Source organism: Duganella radicis, assembly GCF_009720825.1.
GTDB classification, from domain to species: domain Bacteria; phylum Pseudomonadota; class Gammaproteobacteria; order Burkholderiales; family Burkholderiaceae_D; genus Rugamonas; species Rugamonas radicis.
Window position 1 is genome coordinate 99,187 of the sequence record NZ_WNKY01000015.1, and the last position, 18,212, is coordinate 117,398.

Sequence of the window (18,212 nt, forward strand, 5' to 3'; positions counted from 1 at the left end):
TCAATGGCATAATCCACAGAGCCATAAAATAACTTTTGGAGTAGGCCATGGATTTTCTCCAGCTTGACAGCAGCGCCGCCGAACCGCTGTATCGCCAGATCTACCTGCGCTTCCGCGACGCCATCACCCAGGGCCTGCTGCAACCGGGCGACCGCATTCCCGCCGCCCGCGCACTGGCGCTGGAGCTGGGCCTGGCGCGCGGCACGGTGGAATCGGCGTACGGCCTGCTGACAGCGGAAGGCTATGTGGAAGCGCGCGGCCAGGCCGGCACCGTGGTCACGGCGGCGCTGGCGCGTCACGCACCGGCGGCGCCCACGCCGCGCCCCGCCCCGCGCAACAATCTCGCCGACGCCGCCTCCACCACCAATCCCTTCCAGATGGGCATACCGGCGCTGGACGCTTTCCCGCGCAAAGTGTGGGCGCGGCTGACCGCACGCGCCGCGCGTGCCATGCAGCCGCAGGACATGATCTATCCGCCATGGGCCGGCCTGCCCGAGCTGCGCATCGCCATCGCCGCCTACTTGCAGCTATCGCGCGGCATCGACTGCGCGCCGTCGCAGGTGTTCGTCACCAGCGGCTACCGCAACAGCATGGAACTGGTGACGCGCGCCCTGCTCCGGCCGGGCGATGGTGTGTGGGTCGAGGATCCGGGCTACCCGCCCACCAGCGACTTGCTGCGCGAAGCCGGCATGCAGGTGGCGCCGGTATCGGTGGATGGCGAAGGCTTGATGGTCTCGCACGGCATCGCCGCCGCGCCCAACGCGCGCGCGGCCATCGTCACACCAGGACATCAAAGTCCGCTGTGCGTCTCGCTGTCGCTGCCGCGCCGCCTGGCCTTGCTGGACTGGGCCACGCAGGCCGGCGCGTGGATCGTGGAGGACGACTACGACGGCGAATACCGCTACGTCAGCCGCCCCCTGCCCGCGCTGCAAAGCCTGGACCGCGATGGCCGCGTGCTGTACTCCGGCACCTTCAGCAAGGTGCTGTTCCCGGCGATACGGCTGGCCTATCTGGTGGTGCCGCCGTCGCAGGTGCCGCGCTTTGAGGAGATCAGCCGCACCTTCGCCGCCAGCGGCCCGGTGCTGATGCAGCAGGTGGTGGCCGATTTCATGAACGAGGGCCACTTCGCCCGCCACATCCAGCGCATGCGCCGCCTGTATGCGGAACGCCGCGAGATCGCCGCCGACGGACTGGAGGGGGTGCTGGGCAAGCACGTGCAGATCGACCCGCAGCCGGGCGGCATGCATCTCATCCTGCGCATGAAGGGCTACCACACCGACCGCGCGGTGGCGGCGCGCATGCGCGAGCATGGCATGTCGGCGCTGGCGCTGTCCGAACGCGGCGTGCTGCCGCATGGCGCGTCGGCCCTGCTGCTGGCCTTCACCAATATCGACACGCCGGCGCGGGCGCGGGAGCTGGGCAAGCGCATACTCAAACTCATGGCCTAGTCCATAACACCATTCTTGGCTCTTCTTGAATAGGCCATGAGCGCGCACAATGACTCCATCGTTAATCAACCGAGGAAGTCATCATGAGCAAGCGTCTGGAAATCTTCAAATTTGCGCCGGCAGCCTACAAGGGCCTGAGCGCGGTCAAGGAGTATGTGTCGTCGGCCCTGCCGGCCGAGCTGCTGGAACTGGTCAACCTGCGCGTCTCGCAGATCAACGGCTGCGCCTTCTGCATCGACATGCACACCCGCGACCTGCTCAAGCACGGCGTCAAGATTGACAAGGTGGCGCTGGTGCCGGTGTGGGACGAAGCGGCTGCCTTGTTCAGCGAAAAAGAACGCGCCGCGCTGGCCTGGGCGGAGGTGGTCACCCGCGTCGAACAAACCAAAGTGCCGGACGCCGACTACCAGCAAGCCTTGTCGGTGCTGGGCGAACAGGAACTGGCCGACCTCACCGTCGCCATCGCCCTGATGAACGCCTTCAACCGCTTCGGCGTCAGCATGCGCATGCAACCTGCCGCTTTGGCCTAACCAAATAGCTCGGAATGAGAGCCCGCTCGCAAGAAAAAAATCGAGCTCTCATCCGCTCGGTAGATCAGCAGGAAATCGCCGCCCACATGACACTCGACAATCGGCCCACGGCCCCTTCAACGCGTGATCACGCCATTGCGCTCCCAACGGAGCATCGAACGCAATTAGTAAAAGCATGACTTGCTTCAGGCGCGTCATATCATGCTGGCCGGATCTGGATAGGCTGAGCCAGTCTTTTAGAAATGGCTTCTTGTAACCCATCTCGCGCGGCGGCGTCAGTTTTTTACTCATCAGGATGAGGTTGCCGTTGAGCCATCGTCTTGCGCGACTCATTGATGGCGACGCGCGTTTCCGCGTTGGGGATTTTGATCTCGAACGGCAATGCCTTGTCCTCGACTATACGATGCAATAGAAGATCCACCGCAGTGGACATCGACAAGCCATAAGACTTCAATACCTTTTGAGCTTGCGCCTTTTTCCGTGCATTCACACGCACTTGAAGCTTGGTATCTTTCTCGTTCATAACGACCTCCTGAAACGAAAAATCATTGTAGTCCAAACATCTGTCCATCGCTCTCCAGAGAGCATGATGCAGGTCATGGATCAGGTTGTGCTAAGGTGAGGGTTTCCGTAGATTTTTTGCCAAGGAGCCGCGCACGCATGCCCCATAACATCAGCCTGATCACCACGATCGCCGCCGCGCTGGGAGCCGGTCTCCTGTTCGGCTATCTTGCAACGCGCCTCCGGTTGCCGGCGCTGGTGGGCTATCTCGCTGCGGGCATTATCATCGGCCCGGCCACGCCGGGCTTTGTGGCGGACACCGCGCTCGCCAGCCAACTGGCCGAAATCGGCGTGATGCTGATGATGTTTGGCGTCGGCCTGCATTTCTCGCTCGACGATCTCTGGGCCGTGCGCAAGGTGGCGCTGCCCGGCGCCGTGCTGCAAATCGCCGTAGCCACCGCGCTGGGCATGGGGCTGGCCCACTACTGGGGCTGGAGCATCGGCGGCGGTCTGGTATTCGGCCTGGCGCTGTCGGTGGCCAGCACGGTGGTGCTGCTGCGGGCGCTGGAGGAGCGCGGCATCCTCGATAGCTTCAACGGCCGCATCGCGGTCGGCTGGCTGGTGGTGGAGGATCTGGTCACGGTGCTGGTGCTGGTGCTGCTGCCGGCGCTGGCCGGCTCGCTGGGCGGCGAAGCGATTGACGCCCACGGCGGCCATGGCGGCGGTGGCGATTTGTGGACCACGCTGGCCGTCACGCTCGGCCAGGTCACCGCCTTCATCGTGCTGATGCTGGTGGTCGGCCGCAAACTGTTCCCCTGGATTCTGTGGCAAGTGGCGCGCACCAATTCGCGCGAGCTGTTCACGCTGTGCGTGATCGCCGCCGCCGTCGGTATCGCTTACGCGTCGACGCACTACTTCGGCGTGTCGTTCGCGCTGGGCGCCTTCTTTGCCGGCATGGTGCTGCGCGAATCGGCGCTGGCGCACCGCGCCGCCGAGGAGTCGCTGCCGCTGCGCGACGCGTTTGCGGTGCTGTTCTTCGTTTCGGTCGGCATGCTGTTCGAGCCGTCCATCCTGATCGAGCAGCCGCTCAAGCTGCTGGCGGTGGTGGCGATTATCGTGGTCGGCAAATCGATGGCGGCCTTCCTGCTGGTGCTGGTGCTGCGCTACCCGGCCAAGACCGCGCTGATGGTGTCGGCCAGCCTGGCGCAGATCGGCGAGTTTTCCTTCATCCTTGCGGCGCTCGGCCTGTCGCTCAAGCTGATGCCGGTGGAAGGACAAAGCCTGATCCTGGCGGGCGCCATTATCTCGATCGCATTGAACCCGGTGGTGTTCCGCCTGACCAAACCGCTGGAACGCTGGCTCGGTAACAACACGGCGCTGGCCGCCAAATTCGACCGCCCAGCCGATCCGCTGGCCGAGCTGCCGACCACCGTGCCGCACGAACATCTGCGCGGACAGGTGGTGCTGGTCGGTTACGGCCGGGTGGGCTGCCGCATCGCCGCCGCGCTGAAAGAAAAAGGCATCTCCTTCGTGGTGGCCGAACAGAATCGCGAAGTGGTGGACCAGTTGCGCAAGGATGGCGTGCACGCGGTGGCCGGCAATGCCGGCGAACCGGCGGTGCTGATACAGGCCCACATCGCACATGCATCGATGCTGGTGATCGCCACGCCGGACACCTTCCACGTCCGCACCATGATCGAGACGGCGCGCGCGCTCAATCCCAACATCAAAACCGTGGTCCGCACCCACAGCGATGAAGAGGCGGACCTGCTGCGCAATGAGCGTGCAGGCGAAATCTTCATGGGCGAACAAGAACTGGCCAAAGGCATGACGACCTACGTGCTGGATAGCCTGAGCAAATCCGATAAGGGTCACGCACAATGACGGGGAAACGCGTTTTGGCCGCTTGGACGATTGCGCTGCTGCTGGCGGCACCTGTACACGCGACCGATAAAACCGCGGAAATCCCGGTGCTGATCGCTGAAACGGTGGACCCGCACGGTAATCCGCTGCCTACGCCGCCGGTCGCCGCCGCCGTCATCGGCCTGCTCGCGCAAGAGACCGGGCTGAATCTGACGATACGCGCCTATCCGTGGCGGCGCGCGCTCATCATGGCGGAACACGGGGAGGGTCTGCTGTACGGCGCCTCCAGCACGCCGGAACGGCAAAACATATTCATGTTCACCAAGCCGATATACTCCTCCCATCATTGGCTGGTGTCCACGGAGAAGGCACCGCTGGTTTTCCGCGGTTGGGAAGACCTGCGCGGCAAGGTAATCTCGATTGGCGGCGGCAGCAAATTTGACCCGGAGTTCGAGGCGCGTCGCGACACGCTGTTCAAGATCGAACAGAACGCCGCCTCCACGGAAAGCCGCATGAAAATGCTCAGCGCCCATCACGTGGACGCGGTGCTGCTCGACAGCTTCCGCAATCCGGAGCAGTTGATCGTCACCCTGAATTGCCGCTACCGCCATGACCGCTGGACGGTCTCGGACAAGCCGGTGGGCTTTGAGCCGATGCGGCTCGCCGTGCCGAAAAGCGGGCCGCTGAGCCAGCTGCTGCCGGTACTGGACGGCGCCATCACACGCCTCAGCAAGGCCGGCGGCATACAGAAAGCCGTCGACAGCGTGGCCCGTCTGCCCGACTGCTGACGCTTACAGGTACGCCGCCAGCTCGGCCCCCTCCTTGATGGCGCGCTTGGCGTCCAGTTCCGCGGCCAGCGCGGCGCCACCGATCTTGTGGAAGCGTGGCCAGGACGTGTTGGCTTTCGCCTCCTCCTCGCTCGGCATCAAGTCGGCTAGGCTGTCCTGCCCCGCGCAGATCACGACGTTATCGACCGACAGCAGGCGCTGTTCGCCGCCCACGGTGATGTGCAGCCCTTGGTCGTCGATACGGTCGTACTGCACGCCGCCTATCATCACCACGCCGTTGCGCGCCAGTACCGCACGGTGTACCCAGCCCGAAGTCTTGCCCAGACCCGCGCCAAGGCGCGAGGCCTTGCGCTGCAACAGGTATAGCTGGCGCACCGGCTCCGGATTCAACGCCGGCACCAGACCGCCGGGCGTCTCGCCCGTCATGCTGACGCCCCATTCCCTGGCCCAGACATCCAGCGCCAGCGGCAGCGGATGCCTGGTATCGTGCAGCAGGAACTCGCCCATGTCGAAACCGATGCCGCCGGCGCCGATGATGGCCACGCGCTTGCCGACCGGTTTTTTATCGCGCAGCACATCCACGTACGACAGCACCTTCGGATGATCGATGCCCTCGATCGGCGGCATGCGCACTTTGATGCCGGTGGCGACGATCACGTCGTCATAGCCCTCGGCCAGCAGCTGCTCGCGCATCACGCGCGTGTTCAATTGCAGCTTCACGCCGGTCAGTTCTATCTTGCGGCCGAAGTAGCGGATGGTCTCGGCAAATTCCTCCTTGCCCGGCACCTGCATGGCGATCTTGAACTGGCCGCCGATGCTGTCCGACGCATCGAACAAGGTCACATCGTGCCCGCATTCCGCCGCCACCGTGGCTGCCGACAAACCGGCCGGTCCCGCGCCCACCACCGCCACGCGGCGCTTGCGGGCGGCCGGCGCATACACCAGCTCCGTCTCATGACAGGCGCGCGGATTCACCAGGCAGCTGGCGCGCTTGTTCGAAAAAGTATGATCGAGACAGGCCTGGTTGCAGCCGATGCAGGTATTGATTTCGTCCGCGCGGCCTTCGGCCGCTTTCACCACGAAGTGCGAGTCGGCGAGGAAGGGACGCGCCATCGAAATCATGTCCGCCTCGCCGCGTTGCAGGATGCCTTCCGCCTCGGCCGGCATGTTGATGCGGTTGGACGCCACCACCGGTATCGTCACCTCCAGCCGCAGGCGGCCCGCCAGCGAGGCAAAGGCGCCGCGCGGCACCGAGGTGACGATGGTCGGCACGCGCGCCTCGTGCCAGCCGTAGCCGGTATTCAGGATCGATACGCCGGCTTGCTGCAAGGCCTTGGCCACGGCCACCACATCGTCCCAGGTATTGCCGCCTTCAACCAGGTCCAGCAGCGAATGGCGATACATGATGATGAAATCATTGCCCACTTCCGCGCGGATGCGTTTAACAATTTCCACCGGCAGGCGCATGCGGTTCTCGATGCTGCCGCCCCACTTATCGGTGCGCAGGTTGGTGCGCGCGCACAGGAATTGATTCAGCAGATAGCCTTCGCTGCCCATCACCTCGACGCCGTCGTAACCCGCCTCGCGCGCCAGTTTCGCGCAGCGGGCGTAGTCGCGGATGGTCTGTTCGATGCCGGCCTCGCTCAGCGCGCGCGGCTTGAACGGCGAGATCGGCGATTTTTTCTCCGACGCCGACACCACGAAGGGTTGGTAGCCATATCGTCCAGAATGCAAAATTTGCATCAGGATCTTGCCGCCCTCTTCGTGCACCGCCCTGGTCACGCGCCGGTGGTTGACCACATCGCCCTTGAAGTTGAGCGTACCCCCAAAGGGTAACAACCAGCCCGACCTGTTAGGAGAAATGCCGCCGGTGACGATCAAACCCACGCCTCCACGCGCGCGTTCACGATAGAATGCGGCGAGTTTGCCGTAGTTGTAGAAGCGGTCTTCAAGGCCGGTATGCATGGAGCCCATGATGACGCGATTGCGCAGCGTGGTATGTCCCAGGTCGAGTGGGGCCAGCAGGTGTGGGTAGTTTATCGTTTTCATAATGCCCGCATTAAATCCCAATTCTCTAGATATGGGCTTCTAAAGTCCGTGCGTGCCGCTCTTGTATTCTGCCACCCTTTACCGTACGCTGGTCAAATGATGCGATTCCTTCTGTTTTTGTTGTTAGGTGTGACGGCGCAAATGGGGATGGCGCAAGCACCTAAGCTTGAATTGCCCAAGCTGGAGGTGTCGGTCAACCGCGTGGATCACGACGGTCAACATATGTATGAGGTGGACGCCACCGGCGCGGTGGCGGCGCCACTGCCGAAGGTATGGCGCATCCTCACCGGCTACGAACGCATGGCGGAATTCGTGCCCGACATGGAGTCCTGCAAAGTCCTGTCCCGCAATGGCAATGAAGTCATCATTGAACAATTCGGCGTGGCGCGCTTCCTGTTCATGACCAAGACCATCCATCTGATCGTGCGCGCGATCGAGCAGCCGATGTCCTCCATCGACATCTCGCTGATCTCGGGCGACATGAAGCATTATGAATCGCACTGGGAACTGGTGCCGATCCCGGAAACCGGCGGCACCAAGGTGATTTACAAAGGGCGCATGATGCCGAACTTCTATGTGCCCGGCATCCTCGGCGCCAAGATGATACGCGGCGACATCGAGCGCATGATGAGCGCCGTGCTGGCGCGCCTCGACCGCAAGGACGCGCCGAAAGTCGAGGCTATCCCGCAGCCGCTCCAGCCTTAAGCCAGGTAGGCATCCTTCGAACGCAGCTCGGCGAAGTTTTCCAGGTTGCCGATCTTGATCAGCACCGGGTTCAGGCTCAATTGCGCCTGCATGGCGCGCCACGCGAACTGCCATTCCTGTTCCTGCGCCTCGGCCACGGTCTTGGTGAAGGCCGCGCCCAAAGCGGCACGGGTGCCATATTCCACCGCGCCATCGATGCCGGCCCAGCTCGGCAAGGTGCGCTGCACCGCGCGATGGACACGTTCGCCGAATTCCTCGGTGTTGTGGATGATCAGGCAGGCGTCGGCCGAGAACAGCTCGAACAGCTTGGGGTCCCAGGCCTGGGAAAAGCTCAGCGTCAGGCAATTGGAAGCCGGACGCAGGATGAACTGGCCCTGGCTCAGCGCCAGCTCCAGGTCTTCGCGCACGCCGTAGCGGTACAGGGTGGGCGGGCGTTGGTAGTCGTGCATGATGTTCTCACATAAAAAGTTTAACGCTTGCGGCGGACATGGCGCTGGGACCGCATCCACGCCGAGGCAATGAAGATTTCGCGCAGCAGCGAAATAAAGCTGCCGACCAGGCATAGCACCGACACCACAAAGGTGCCGGCGATGTATTTGTCCAGCCCGATATTGGTGATGTCGCCGAGGAACAGCATGGCCACGATCACGCACACGAACAGCCCGCAGGCGGTCGACAGCGCGATCGACATATTGATCAGGTGCGAGCGGCGGTACAGCACATCGAGCTCATTCAGGTAGGGGTCGCTGTAAGCGACGTCCAGCCGGTCTTCCAGCACGCGCGAGCGGTCGATGATGCGCGCCAGCCGGTTGGTCAGCACGATCAGGTTGGTGCACACGCCCGACAGCAGGAATACTGGCGCAATCGCCAGCTGGATGATGTGACCGATATCGCCGGTCTGGATGTTCATGATGGCCATATGCCTTGTCTTTATTCTTATCGCTTAGTGCACAGTGTATCAGGCCGCGAAGCCGCGGTTGCGCTTGAACTGCTCGGTGGCGGCCACCAGCGCGCGCGAAATGCCTTTTTCCATGGCACCGTGGCCGGCGTCCGGGATCATGTTCAGCACCGATCCCGGCCAGGCCTGATGCAGGCGCCAGGCCGACACCGGCGGGCAGATCACGTCGTAGCGGCCCTGCACGATCACCGCCGGCAGGTGGGCGATGCGGTCGACGTTGCGCACCAGCTGGTCATCGCTGAAAAAGCCGAGGTTGGCCATGTAGTGCGATTCCAGGCGGCCGACGCCCAGGTCCAGCGCATCCGACGGCGGATCCTCGGGCTGCGGCAGCAGGAACACGCGCCGCCCCTCGAAGCGGCTCCACGCGCGCACCGCCGGCATGTGCACCGCCGGGTCGTCGCTCATGATGCGTTTCACATAGGCTTGCAGCAGGTCGTCGCGTTCCGCTTCGGGGATCGGCGCGATGAATTCGGCATGCACCTCGGGATGGAACCAGCGCGCGCCATCGAGGAACCAGTCGATCTCGGTTTGCGTGCACAGGAAAATCCCGCGCAGCACGAAGCCGAGACAGCGCTCGGGATGGGCCTGGCCATAGGCCAGCGCCAGCGTCGAGCCCCAGGAGCCGCCGAATACCAGCCATTGCCCGATGTCGAACAGCACGCGCAAGCGTTCGATGTCCTCGATCAGCAGCTGGGTGGTGTTGTTGCGGCACTCGCCCAGCGGCACCGACTTGCCGGCGCCGCGCTGGTCGAACAGGATCACGCGGTACTGTGCCGGATCGAAGAAGCGGCGATGCTGCGGCGACAGGCCGGCACCCGGCCCGCCATGCAGGAAGATCACTGGAATGCCGTTCGGATTGCCGACTTCTTCCCAGTAGATGGTGTGCAGATCGTCCACCGCCAGCATGCCGGAACGGCTGGGCGAGATGGGCGCGAACAGGGTGGAACCGGGGTCAGACATGGCTATCCTTTGGGCATCGATAGCAGATTGTACGAAAAAAAAGCCGGGATCGCGAACGAACCCGGCTCTTGTGTCGTAGCGACGCGGCCGCTCAGGACATGTGCTGGCCGCCGTTGATGGCGATGTTGGAGCCGGTCACGAACGCCGCCTCATCCGAGGACAGGTAAGCCACCAGGCCGGCCACTTCTTCCGGTTTGCCGAGGCGGCCCATCGGAATTTGCGGCACGATCTTGGTATCCAGCACCTCTTGCGGGATCTCCATCACCATCTTGGTGCCGATGTAGCCCGGCGAGATGGTGTTGACGGTCACGCCTTTCTTGGCCACTTCCAGCGCCAGCGCCTTGGTGAAGCCGTGCATGCCGGCCTTGGCCGCCGAATAGTTGGTCTGGCCGAAAGCCCCCTTCTGGCCGTTGACCGACGAGATGTTGATGATCCGGCCCCAGCCACGCTCAACCATGCCATCGCACACCGGCTTGGTCAGGTTGAACACCGAATCCAGATTGGTCTTGATGACCGCGTCCCAATTGACCTTGTCCATTTTCTTGAAGGTCATGTCGCGCGTGATGCCGGCGTTGTTCACCAGCACATCCACCGGACCGATGTCTTTTTCGATCGCGGCGATGCACGCCTGGGCCGAGTCATAGTCGGCCACGTCGCACGGGTAGGCGCGGAAGTTGTAGCCCTGGTCGCGGGTCGTGGCCAGCCATTGCTCAACTTTAGGATTGCCAGGGGAATACGTGGTGACGACGCAATAGCCTAGCGCTGACAGCTTGAAACAAATCGCTTCGCCCAGACCACCCATGCCACCGGTTACTAATGCAACTCTTGCCATTTTTTGTCCCCTTCAAATGAACACCAAAAATCGGAAAAACACGGCCCGGCCTGGTGCCGGGCCGCTGCCGCTAACTTTTTATGGACGCTCGATCGCCAGCGCCACGCCCATGCCGCCGCCGATGCACAGCGAGGCCAGGCCTTTCTTGGCGTCGCGGCGGATCATTTCGTGGATCAGGGTCACCAGCACGCGGGCGCCGGACGCGCCGATCGGGTGGCCGATGGCGATGGCGCCACCGTTGACGTTGATCTTGCTGGTATCCCAGCCCATTTCCTTGTTGACCGCCACCGCTTGCGCGGCGAAGGCTTCGTTAATTTCCAGCAGGTCCAGATCGTCCGGGGTCCAGCCGGCTTTTTTCAGGCATAGCTTGGTGGCCGACACCGGGCCCATGCCCATGTAGGCCGGATCCAGGCCGGACGAGGCGTAAGCCTTGATCCTGGCCAGCACCGGCAGGCCCAGTTCCTTGGCCTTGGTGGCCGAGGTCATGATCACGGCGGCGGCGCCGTCGTTCAGGCCGGAGGCGTTGCCGGCGGTGACGGTGCCGTCCTTGGCGAAGGCTGGACGCAGGCCGGCCAGACCTTCCAGGGTCGAACCCGGCTTGATGTATTCGTCGCTGTCGAAGACGATGCTGCCTTTCTTCTGCACGATTTCCAGCGGCAGGATCTCATCCTTGAACTTGCCGGCTTTTTGCGCGGCTTCCGCCTTCAGTTGCGATTGCAGGGCGAATTCGTCCTGCTCGGCGCGCGAGATCTCGTATTTCTTCGCGACGTTCTCGGCGGTGGTGCCCATGTGATACTGGTTGTAGACGTCCCACAGGCCGTCGACGATCATGCTGTCCACCGCCTTGAAGTCGCCCATGCGGAAGCCGTCGCGCGAACCGGGGATGACGTGCGGCGAGGCACTCATGTTTTCCTGGCCACCGGCGATGACGATTTGCGCATCGCCGGCCTTGATGGCTTGCGCCGCCAGGTGGGTGGCTTTCAGGCCGGAGCCGCAGACATGGTTGATGGTGAAGCCGGGAATGGTGTTCGGCAAGCCGGACTTGATAACGGCCTGGCGCGCCGGGTTCTGGCCCACGCCCGCGGTCAGCACCTGGCCCAGGATCGCTTCGCTGATCAGGTTGGGGTCGATGCCGAGTTTGCCGACCAGGCCCTTGATCACATGTGCGCCCAGTTCGGACGCCGGGGTCTTGGCCAGGCTGCCGCCGAATTTACCCACACCGGTACGGCCAGCGGCCACGATAACTACATCATCCATTTGATTCTCCATTGCACCGGACCAGGCCGGCTAAGTTAAGCGACAACGCGAATTTTTATCATACGCCGTCCACACCCGAGGTGTAGCAGGTTTCGATGGTGCGTCGCCGCGAGGAATCGCCAGGATTATTAGCAGCATCCGTGCTCGACGCGCAACCGCCGGGCACTCATCGTATGCGCAGTTTTCAGCGCTTACCTTGATGCGCATCAAACCCTTTCATCACTATTTTGAAGAAATAGTGATTATTTGTCACGATAATAATTTGATACCGTCCAGCGACGCCGCGCACTGCTCGCGTATCACGTTGACGAAATCCAGCACGTAAGCCCTGTGTTTCTGCGCCTCCGGGACCGATACGTACAAATCGCTCCACAGGCCCTGCTCGCCCACCGGGCGCGCAATCACGTAATCGTAGTCCACATAATTCTTGATCGCCCAGTTCGGCAGCGCAGCAATGCCGCGCCGGCTGGCCACCAATTGCAGCACCGCCACCGTCAATTCCGCGGTGCGGCGCTGGAAATGCACGCCGGCCGGTTTCAGCACTTCCCGGATCAGGTCGATGCGTTCCTCCGGTACCGGGTAGGTGATCAGCGTTTCGCCCTCAAAATCCGCCGCTTGCAGGCGGCGCTGGGCCGCCAGGCGATGCTTCTGCGCCACCACGGTCAGGATTTCAAAGCGGAACAATGGGAAGGTTGCAAATTCCGGGCCATACGGAGAGCCGATCACCAGATCGGCCTCGCCGCTGCGCAGCAGATCGGCCGGCTCGCTGTGGAAGCCCGACACCAGGTCGATTTCCACCTCGGGCCAGCGTTTGCGGAACTCGTCCATCACCGGCATCAGCCAGTCGAAACAGGTGTGGCATTCCAGCGCGACCCGCAATTGCCCGCTATCTCCCTGCATCAGGCGCGCAACTTCGCGCTCGGCGGTTTCGATTTCCGGCAGCAGCAGGTCGGCCAGCTTGAGCAGGCGCGCGCCGGTGGCGGTGAAGCCGATCGGCACCGATTTGCGCTCAAACAGCGGCCCGCCGTAGCGATCTTCCAGCAATTTGATTTGATGTGACAGGGCGGACTGCGTCAGATTGAGCAGTTGGGCAGCACGCACGAGACTGCCCGCCGAGCGCAGCGCGCTCAAAGTGCGTAAGTGGCGTATCTCTAGCATGGTCTATTAATTTTTTTCATGTGAACCCGTAAAATCTTTCGTTTTGATTATAGACCGGTTTGCCGCACACTTTATATCACCAATATTAAATGCGGATGACAGGCATCATGACGAACACTAATACAGCAATCCACACCCATATTCCCGGCTTCCCGCGCATCGGCGCGGCACGCGAGCTGAAATTTGCGCTTGAAAAAAATTGGCGCGGCGAGCTGGACGAGGCCGGACTGGAAGCGGTTGGCCGCGCATTGCGCGCGCGCCACTGGGCCTTGCAGCACGACGCCGGACTGGACTACGTGACGGTCGGCGACTTTGCCTTTTACGACCAGGTCGCCAACCACATCCAGCTGCTGGGCTGCGAGCCGGCCCGTTACGGCTTCAGCGCCGGCCAGTCGCAACTGGAGCGCTACTTCACCATGGCGCGCGGCCGCAGCGCCGCCAGCGCGCACGGCGCCGATTGCGGCTGCGGCCAGCCGCACGGCGATGGTGCGCCGTCCGCCGCCGCCGCACTGGAAATGACCAAATGGTTCGACACCAACTACCACTACCTCGTGCCCGAATTCACGCCGGAAACCAGCTTCGCCCTGTCGTGCGAACGTCTGTTCGACGAAGTGGCCGAAGCCCAGGCCCTGGGCCACGCCGTCAAGGCCGCCCTGATCGGCCCGCTGACCTTCCTGTGGCTGGGCAAGTCCAAGGACGCCGCTTTCGACCGCCTGGCCCTGCTCGACAAACTGTTGCCGGTCTACAGCCAAGTGCTGGATCGCCTGAAGGCCCAAGGCGTGCAATGGGTCCAGATCGACGAGCCCATCCTCGGCCTCGACCTGCCCTCCGCCTGGCGCAGCGCCTTTGAAAACACCTACTGGCAGCTGAACCAGGTCGGCGTGCCGCTGCTGCTGGCCACCTACTTCTCGCCGCTGGAAGAAAACCTGAGCCTGGCCTGCCGCCTGCCGGTGGCTGGCCTGCACGTCGACGGCGTGCGCGCCCCGCACGAACTGACCAGCATCGCCGACTGGCTGCCGGTGCATAAAGTGCTGTCGGTCGGCATCGTCGACGGCCGCAATATCTGGCGCACCGACCTCGACGCCGCACTGGCCGTGCTGGCGCCGATCGCCGACAAGCGCGCCGGCAAGCTGTGGTTGTCCACCTCCTGCTCGCTGCTGCACGCGCCGTTCACGCTGGCCGCCGAAACCACACTGGGCAGCGAGATCCGCTCGTGGCTGGCCTTCGCCACCGAAAAACTGGACGAGCTCTACGTGCTGAAGCGCGCCCTGCAAGGCGAGTACGACGCCGGCACCACCGAGGCGCTGGCCGTGTCGCGCGCCGCCATCGCCAACCGCCGCGCCAGCCCGCGCGTGCACCAGGCCGCCGTGCGCGAACGCCTGCAAGCCCTGCCGGACGACGCCGACCAGCGCCGCTCGCCTTTCGCCAAGCGCCAGGCCGAACAGCGCGCACGCTTCCAGCTGCCGGCCTACCCGACCACCACCATCGGCTCCTTCCCGCAGACCCCGGCCATCCGCAGCGCCCGCGCCAGCTTCAAGCGCGGCGACCTCAGCCTGACCGAATACGAAGCCACCATGCGCGCAGAAATCGCCTACGCCGTGCAGCGGCAGGAAGCGCTCGGCTTGGACGTGCTGGTCCACGGCGAAGCCGAACGCAACGACATGGTCGAATACTTCGGCGAACAGCTGGACGGCTTCGTCTTCACCCAACTGGGCTGGGTGCAATCCTACGGCTCGCGCTGCGTCAAGCCGCCCATCATCTACGGCGACGTCAGCCGCCCGAAAGCCATGACCGTGGACTGGACCGTGCACGCGCAAAGCCTGACCAGCAAGCCGATGAAGGGCATGCTGACCGGCCCCATCACCATCCTGCAATGGTCCTTCGTGCGCGACGACCAGCCGCGTGCGCGCACCGCGCTGCAAATCGCGCTGGCCATCCGCGACGAGGTGGCCGACCTGGAGCAGGCCGGCATCGGCATCATCCAGATCGACGAACCGGCCGTGCGCGAAGGCTTGCCGCTGCGCCGCAGCCGCTGGGATGCGTATCTGGACTGGGCCACCCGTGCCTTCCGCGTTTCGGCCAGCGCGGTGGCGGACCGCACGCAGATCCACACCCACATGTGCTACGCCGAGTTCAACGACATCCTGCCGCAGATCGCCGCCATGGACGCCGACGTCATCACCATCGAGACCAGCCGCTCGGACATGGAGTTGCTGAACGGCTTCGGCCAGTTCCGCTACCCGAACGAGATCGGTCCCGGGGTGTACGACATCCACTCGCCGCGCGTGCCGGAACAGCAGGAAATGGTGCGCCTGCTGCAAAAGGCCGGCGCGGTGATCCCGCCGGCCAACCTGTGGGTCAATCCGGACTGCGGCCTGAAGACGCGCGGCTGGGCGGAAACCGAAACCGCCTTGCGCAACATGGTGGCGGCCGCCCGCCAACTGCGCGCGGCCGCTTAAAACCCGCATATTTCAAGGCCCGCACGCGTGGCGGGCCTCCCTTTTCGGCATATTCCACAGTAGAATGCTGGTGCCCGCACCACTGATACTGTCGCCCATGTCCAAGAGCCTGTTTCAAAAGCCCATAGAAATCAAGATTTCCACCGTCGTCGCCGTCTCCGCCATTTTGTCGACGGCCGACCGCATCGCTCTCGACGCCGCCCTCGCTGAAATGACCGGCGGCACCGCCGACTTCTTCGAAGACGACCTGACCGTGATCGACGTCGCCGCCCTGCCATCGGGCTGCGGCCAGATCGACTGGACCGGCCTGATCGCCCTGCTGAAAAAATACCGCCTGAACCCGGTCGCCGTGCGCAATGCGCCGCCCGAGCTGGCCGAGGAAATCGCCGCCCACGGCCTGACGCTGGAGCCGGCCAACGCCAAGCGCGAAGAGCCTGAGCCCGTGCCCAAGCCGGCCGCGGCACCGGCCCCGGTGGCCGTGGCCGCCGCCCAGGCCCAGCCGCCGGCGCCCGCCAGCAACGGCACCGACGTCATGATCATCGACACCCCGGTGCGTGCCGGCCAGCGCATCTACGCGCGCGGCTGCGACCTGGTGGTCACGGCCGTGGTCAACAACGGCGCGGAAATCATCGCCGATGGCAGCATCCACGTGTACAACACGCTCAATGGCCGGGCACTGGCCGGCGCCTCGGGCAATGCCCAGGCCCGCATCTTCGCACTGAATATGTCGCCGGAGCTGGTCTCCATCGCCGGCGTGTACCGCACCTTTGAAGACGGCTTCCCGACCGAGTATGCGCGCGCGCCGGCGCAAATTCGCTTGGTCGGCGACCGAATCGATATACTATCTGTCAATACTGCTAACCGCGCTTAAGCACACCACTCTGAAAAGGATTATTCGTGGCAAGAATTATTGTTGTAACGTCCGGCAAGGGCGGTGTCGGTAAAACGACTTCCAGCGCCAGCTTCTCCACCGGCCTGGCCATGCGCGGTCACAAGACCGCCGTCATCGACTTCGACGTCGGCCTGCGTAACCTGGACCTGATCATGGGCTGCGAACGCCGCGTGGTCTACGACCTGATCAATGTGATCAACAAGGAAGCGACCCTGACCCAGGCGCTGATCAAGGACAAGCACTGCGACAACCTGTTCATCCTGCCGGCGTCCCAGACCCGCGACAAGGACGCGCTGTCGGAAGACGGCGTGGAACAAGTGCTGCACGAGCTGATCAACATGGGCTTCGAGTTCATCATCTGCGACTCGCCGGCCGGCATCGAGCACGGCGCGCTGATGGCGCTGACCTTTGCCGATGAAGCCATCATCGTCACCAATCCGGAAGTGTCGTCGGTGCGCGATTCGGACCGCATCCTCGGCATCATCCAGGCCAAGTCGCGCCGCGCCCAGACCGGCGGCGAACCAGTCAAGGAACACCTGCTGATCACCCGCTACTCGCCAAAGCGCGTGGAAGCGGACGAAATGCTGTCCTACGAAGATGTGCAAGAGATTTTGCGCATTCCCCTGATCGGCATCATTCCGGAATCGGAACAGGTGCTGCATGCTTCGAACCAGGGTAACCCGGCCATCCACTTCAAGGGCACCGACGTTGCGGAAGCCTACGAAGACGTGGTGTCGCGCTTCCTCGGCCAGGAAATGCCGCTGCGCTTCACCACCTATGAAAAGCCGGGCCTGTTGCAGCGTATCTTTGGGAGCAAGTAACCATGGCACTGCTTTCTTTCCTGTTTCCGCCCAAGCCGAAGACCGCCACCGCGGCCAAGGAACGGCTGCAAATCATCATCGCGCGCGAGCGCAATGGCCGCGCCGGCCCGGACTTCCTGCCGGCCCTGCACAAGGAACTGATCGAGGTGATTTCCAAGTACACCAAGGTCAACGCCGACGACATCAAGATCTCGCTGGACCGCCAGGGCAACCTGGAGGTGCTGGACGTCAACGTCGTCCTGCCCGACGCATAGATCGTTTAAAAAAGCGCGCAGCTTCGTCGCCGCGCCTCGCTGCGCACATTTTGAAACAACCTATTTAAAAGCAGGCTGGTGCACGCCGGCCGTCACCAGCTCCTGCGCCACCTTGGCGCAGGCTTCCACGTGCTGGTAGCCAATCTGGCGGAACGCCATAAAGCCGATCCCGGCCGAGGCCAGCTGCCCGGCCAGCGGCACCAGCTTGCCGGCCTGGCGCGCCACCGCCTTGAAACCGGTCTTGCGCAACACCTGCATCACCACTTCCCGCGTCACCAGTTTGCCGATCAGCATGCCGCCCACGCCGATGGCCGCCTCGTAGGCGATCAGGCGGAATTTCGGCTGCAAGCGTTCGATTTGCTGCTCGGACAGGCCGAACTCCTGGTTGATATCGTCAATGAGCAACGCGAACAGCCGCAGGTCGGACACCACGTCCAGCCCCGGTATCGGCACCGCCGCCACCCCGGCCGAGACCATGGCCCGGCGCCGCACCAATTGCCGGCAACGCTCGCGCACGGCCGCGATATCGCGCTCCGAGGCCGGCACCAGGGTCCAATTTGTGTCTTTTTTGCTGCGCATGCGCCCTCCTCGCCCACACTGGGCGTTCTTGCCATTTTTCAACTTCTGCATTGAATTCGGCGTTTTTCCAGTGTACCGTGTAATCAATATGCGGGTGCGCACTGGGAAAATCAGCATTGCCAGAAAATCAATGATAGTATCTCCCAAAAAAATAATTT

18 protein-coding genes and 1 pseudogene are annotated in these 18,212 nt (G+C 63.2%); 9 read left to right on the forward strand and 10 right to left on the reverse strand.

Going from position 1 to position 18,212, the window contains the following annotated elements; all coding sequences use genetic code 11:
• The first annotated feature begins 47 nt into the window (after nt 1-47).
• Entirely contained in the window at nt 48-1,448 is a 1,401-nt protein-coding gene (gene pdxR / locus GM676_RS15485; RefSeq protein ID WP_155464548.1) for a MocR-like pyridoxine biosynthesis transcription factor PdxR, read from the forward strand.
• Nucleotides 1,449-1,531: 83 nt separating this feature from the next.
• Nucleotides 1,532-1,978 (forward strand): carboxymuconolactone decarboxylase family protein, encoded by a 447-nt coding sequence (locus GM676_RS15490; RefSeq protein WP_155464550.1) that lies wholly within the window; start codon nt 1,532-1,534, stop codon nt 1,976-1,978.
• On the opposite strand, the pseudogene GM676_RS15495 reads toward GM676_RS15490, so the two are convergent.
• Together GM676_RS15495 and GM676_RS15500 are read right to left on the reverse strand one after the other, a co-directional pair.
• Nucleotides 1,975-2,311 (reverse strand): annotated as a pseudogene (locus GM676_RS15495) (type II toxin-antitoxin system YafQ family toxin). The gene GM676_RS15490 and the pseudogene GM676_RS15495 overlap by 4 nt on opposite strands.
• Nucleotides 2,262-2,501 carry a type II toxin-antitoxin system RelB/DinJ family antitoxin gene (locus GM676_RS15500; protein WP_155464552.1) on the reverse strand — a complete coding sequence of 80 codons (240 nt, stop codon included), beginning with the start codon at nt 2,499-2,501 and terminating at the stop codon, nt 2,262-2,264. The pseudogene GM676_RS15495 and the gene GM676_RS15500 overlap by 50 nt, the downstream one beginning before the upstream one ends.
• 137 nt (nt 2,502-2,638) lie before the next feature.
• Here GM676_RS15500 and GM676_RS15505 point away from each other — a divergent pair, with 137 nt between their 5' ends.
• A complete protein-coding gene (locus tag GM676_RS15505; protein ID WP_155464553.1) occupies nt 2,639-4,363 on the forward strand; it encodes a cation:proton antiporter domain-containing protein in 1,725 nt (574 codons plus the stop codon).
• Between the two features lie 14 nt (nt 4,364-4,377).
• Nucleotides 4,378-5,130 (forward strand): substrate-binding periplasmic protein, encoded by a 753-nt coding sequence (locus GM676_RS15510; RefSeq protein WP_170304304.1) that lies wholly within the window; start codon nt 4,378-4,380, stop codon nt 5,128-5,130.
• 3 nt (nt 5,131-5,133) lie between these two features.
• Here GM676_RS15510 and GM676_RS15515 read toward each other — a convergent pair whose 3' ends face one another.
• Entirely contained in the window at nt 5,134-7,179 is a 2,046-nt protein-coding gene (locus GM676_RS15515; RefSeq protein ID WP_155464557.1) for an NADPH-dependent 2,4-dienoyl-CoA reductase, read from the reverse strand.
• A gap of 147 nt (nt 7,180-7,326) precedes the next feature.
• Between GM676_RS15515 and GM676_RS15520 the strand changes: the two genes are divergently transcribed.
• Nucleotides 7,327-7,884 carry an SRPBCC family protein gene (locus tag GM676_RS15520; protein ID WP_229262712.1) on the forward strand — a complete coding sequence of 186 codons (558 nt, stop codon included), beginning with the start codon at nt 7,327-7,329 and terminating at the stop codon, nt 7,882-7,884.
• Here the strand turns inward: GM676_RS15520 and GM676_RS15525 are convergent.
• The 6 genes from GM676_RS15525 to GM676_RS15550 all read right to left on the reverse strand — a co-directional run bounded on the left by GM676_RS15525 (nt 7,881) and on the right by GM676_RS15550 (nt 13,049).
• On the reverse strand, nt 7,881-8,333 hold the full coding sequence (locus GM676_RS15525; RefSeq protein WP_155464559.1) for a hypothetical protein: 453 nt from the start codon (nt 8,331-8,333) through the stop codon (nt 7,881-7,883). The genes GM676_RS15520 and GM676_RS15525 overlap by 4 nt on opposite strands.
• A gap of 20 nt (nt 8,334-8,353) precedes the next feature.
• A complete protein-coding gene (locus tag GM676_RS15530) occupies nt 8,354-8,794 on the reverse strand; it encodes a DUF2721 domain-containing protein (protein WP_155464633.1) in 441 nt (146 codons plus the stop codon).
• A 48-nt stretch (nt 8,795-8,842) separates the two neighbouring features.
• A complete protein-coding gene (gene pip / locus GM676_RS15535) occupies nt 8,843-9,802 on the reverse strand; it encodes a prolyl aminopeptidase (RefSeq protein WP_155464561.1) in 960 nt (319 codons plus the stop codon).
• Nucleotides 9,803-9,893: 91 nt separating this feature from the next.
• A complete protein-coding gene (gene phbB, locus GM676_RS15540) occupies nt 9,894-10,634 on the reverse strand; it encodes an acetoacetyl-CoA reductase (RefSeq protein WP_155464563.1) in 741 nt (246 codons plus the stop codon).
• A gap of 78 nt (nt 10,635-10,712) precedes the next feature.
• Complete coding sequence (locus tag GM676_RS15545; RefSeq protein ID WP_155464565.1) at nt 10,713-11,891, reverse strand: acetyl-CoA C-acetyltransferase; 1,179 nt, start codon at nt 11,889-11,891, stop codon at nt 10,713-10,715.
• 249 nt (nt 11,892-12,140) lie between these two features.
• Nucleotides 12,141-13,049 carry a LysR family transcriptional regulator gene (locus tag GM676_RS15550; RefSeq protein WP_155464567.1) on the reverse strand — a complete coding sequence of 303 codons (909 nt, stop codon included), beginning with the start codon at nt 13,047-13,049 and terminating at the stop codon, nt 12,141-12,143.
• A gap of 107 nt (nt 13,050-13,156) precedes the next feature.
• Here GM676_RS15550 and metE point away from each other — a divergent pair, with 107 nt between their 5' ends.
• The 4 genes from metE to minE all read left to right on the forward strand — a co-directional run bounded on the left by metE (nt 13,157) and on the right by minE (nt 17,475).
• Nucleotides 13,157-15,508 (forward strand): 5-methyltetrahydropteroyltriglutamate--homocysteine S-methyltransferase, encoded by a 2,352-nt coding sequence (metE, locus tag GM676_RS15555; protein ID WP_155464569.1) that lies wholly within the window; start codon nt 13,157-13,159, stop codon nt 15,506-15,508.
• 97 nt (nt 15,509-15,605) lie between these two features.
• On the forward strand, nt 15,606-16,379 hold the full coding sequence (minC, locus tag GM676_RS15560; RefSeq protein ID WP_155464635.1) for a septum site-determining protein MinC: 774 nt from the start codon (nt 15,606-15,608) through the stop codon (nt 16,377-16,379).
• Nucleotides 16,380-16,405: 26 nt separating this feature from the next.
• The gene (gene minD, locus GM676_RS15565) at nt 16,406-17,221 is read left to right on the forward strand and encodes a septum site-determining protein MinD (protein ID WP_371866253.1); all 816 of its coding nucleotides are present in this window, start codon (nt 16,406-16,408) and stop codon (nt 17,219-17,221) included.
• A gap of 2 nt (nt 17,222-17,223) precedes the next feature.
• Nucleotides 17,224-17,475 carry a cell division topological specificity factor MinE gene (minE, locus tag GM676_RS15570; protein WP_154377244.1) on the forward strand — a complete coding sequence of 84 codons (252 nt, stop codon included), beginning with the start codon at nt 17,224-17,226 and terminating at the stop codon, nt 17,473-17,475.
• Between the two features lie 60 nt (nt 17,476-17,535).
• Here the strand turns inward: minE and GM676_RS15575 are convergent, their stop codons facing one another.
• Nucleotides 17,536-18,054: a hypothetical protein gene (locus GM676_RS15575; protein WP_155464571.1), complete on the reverse strand. Its 519-nt coding sequence runs from the start codon at nt 18,052-18,054 to the stop codon at nt 17,536-17,538.
• Nucleotides 18,055-18,212: the final 158 nt, after the last annotated feature.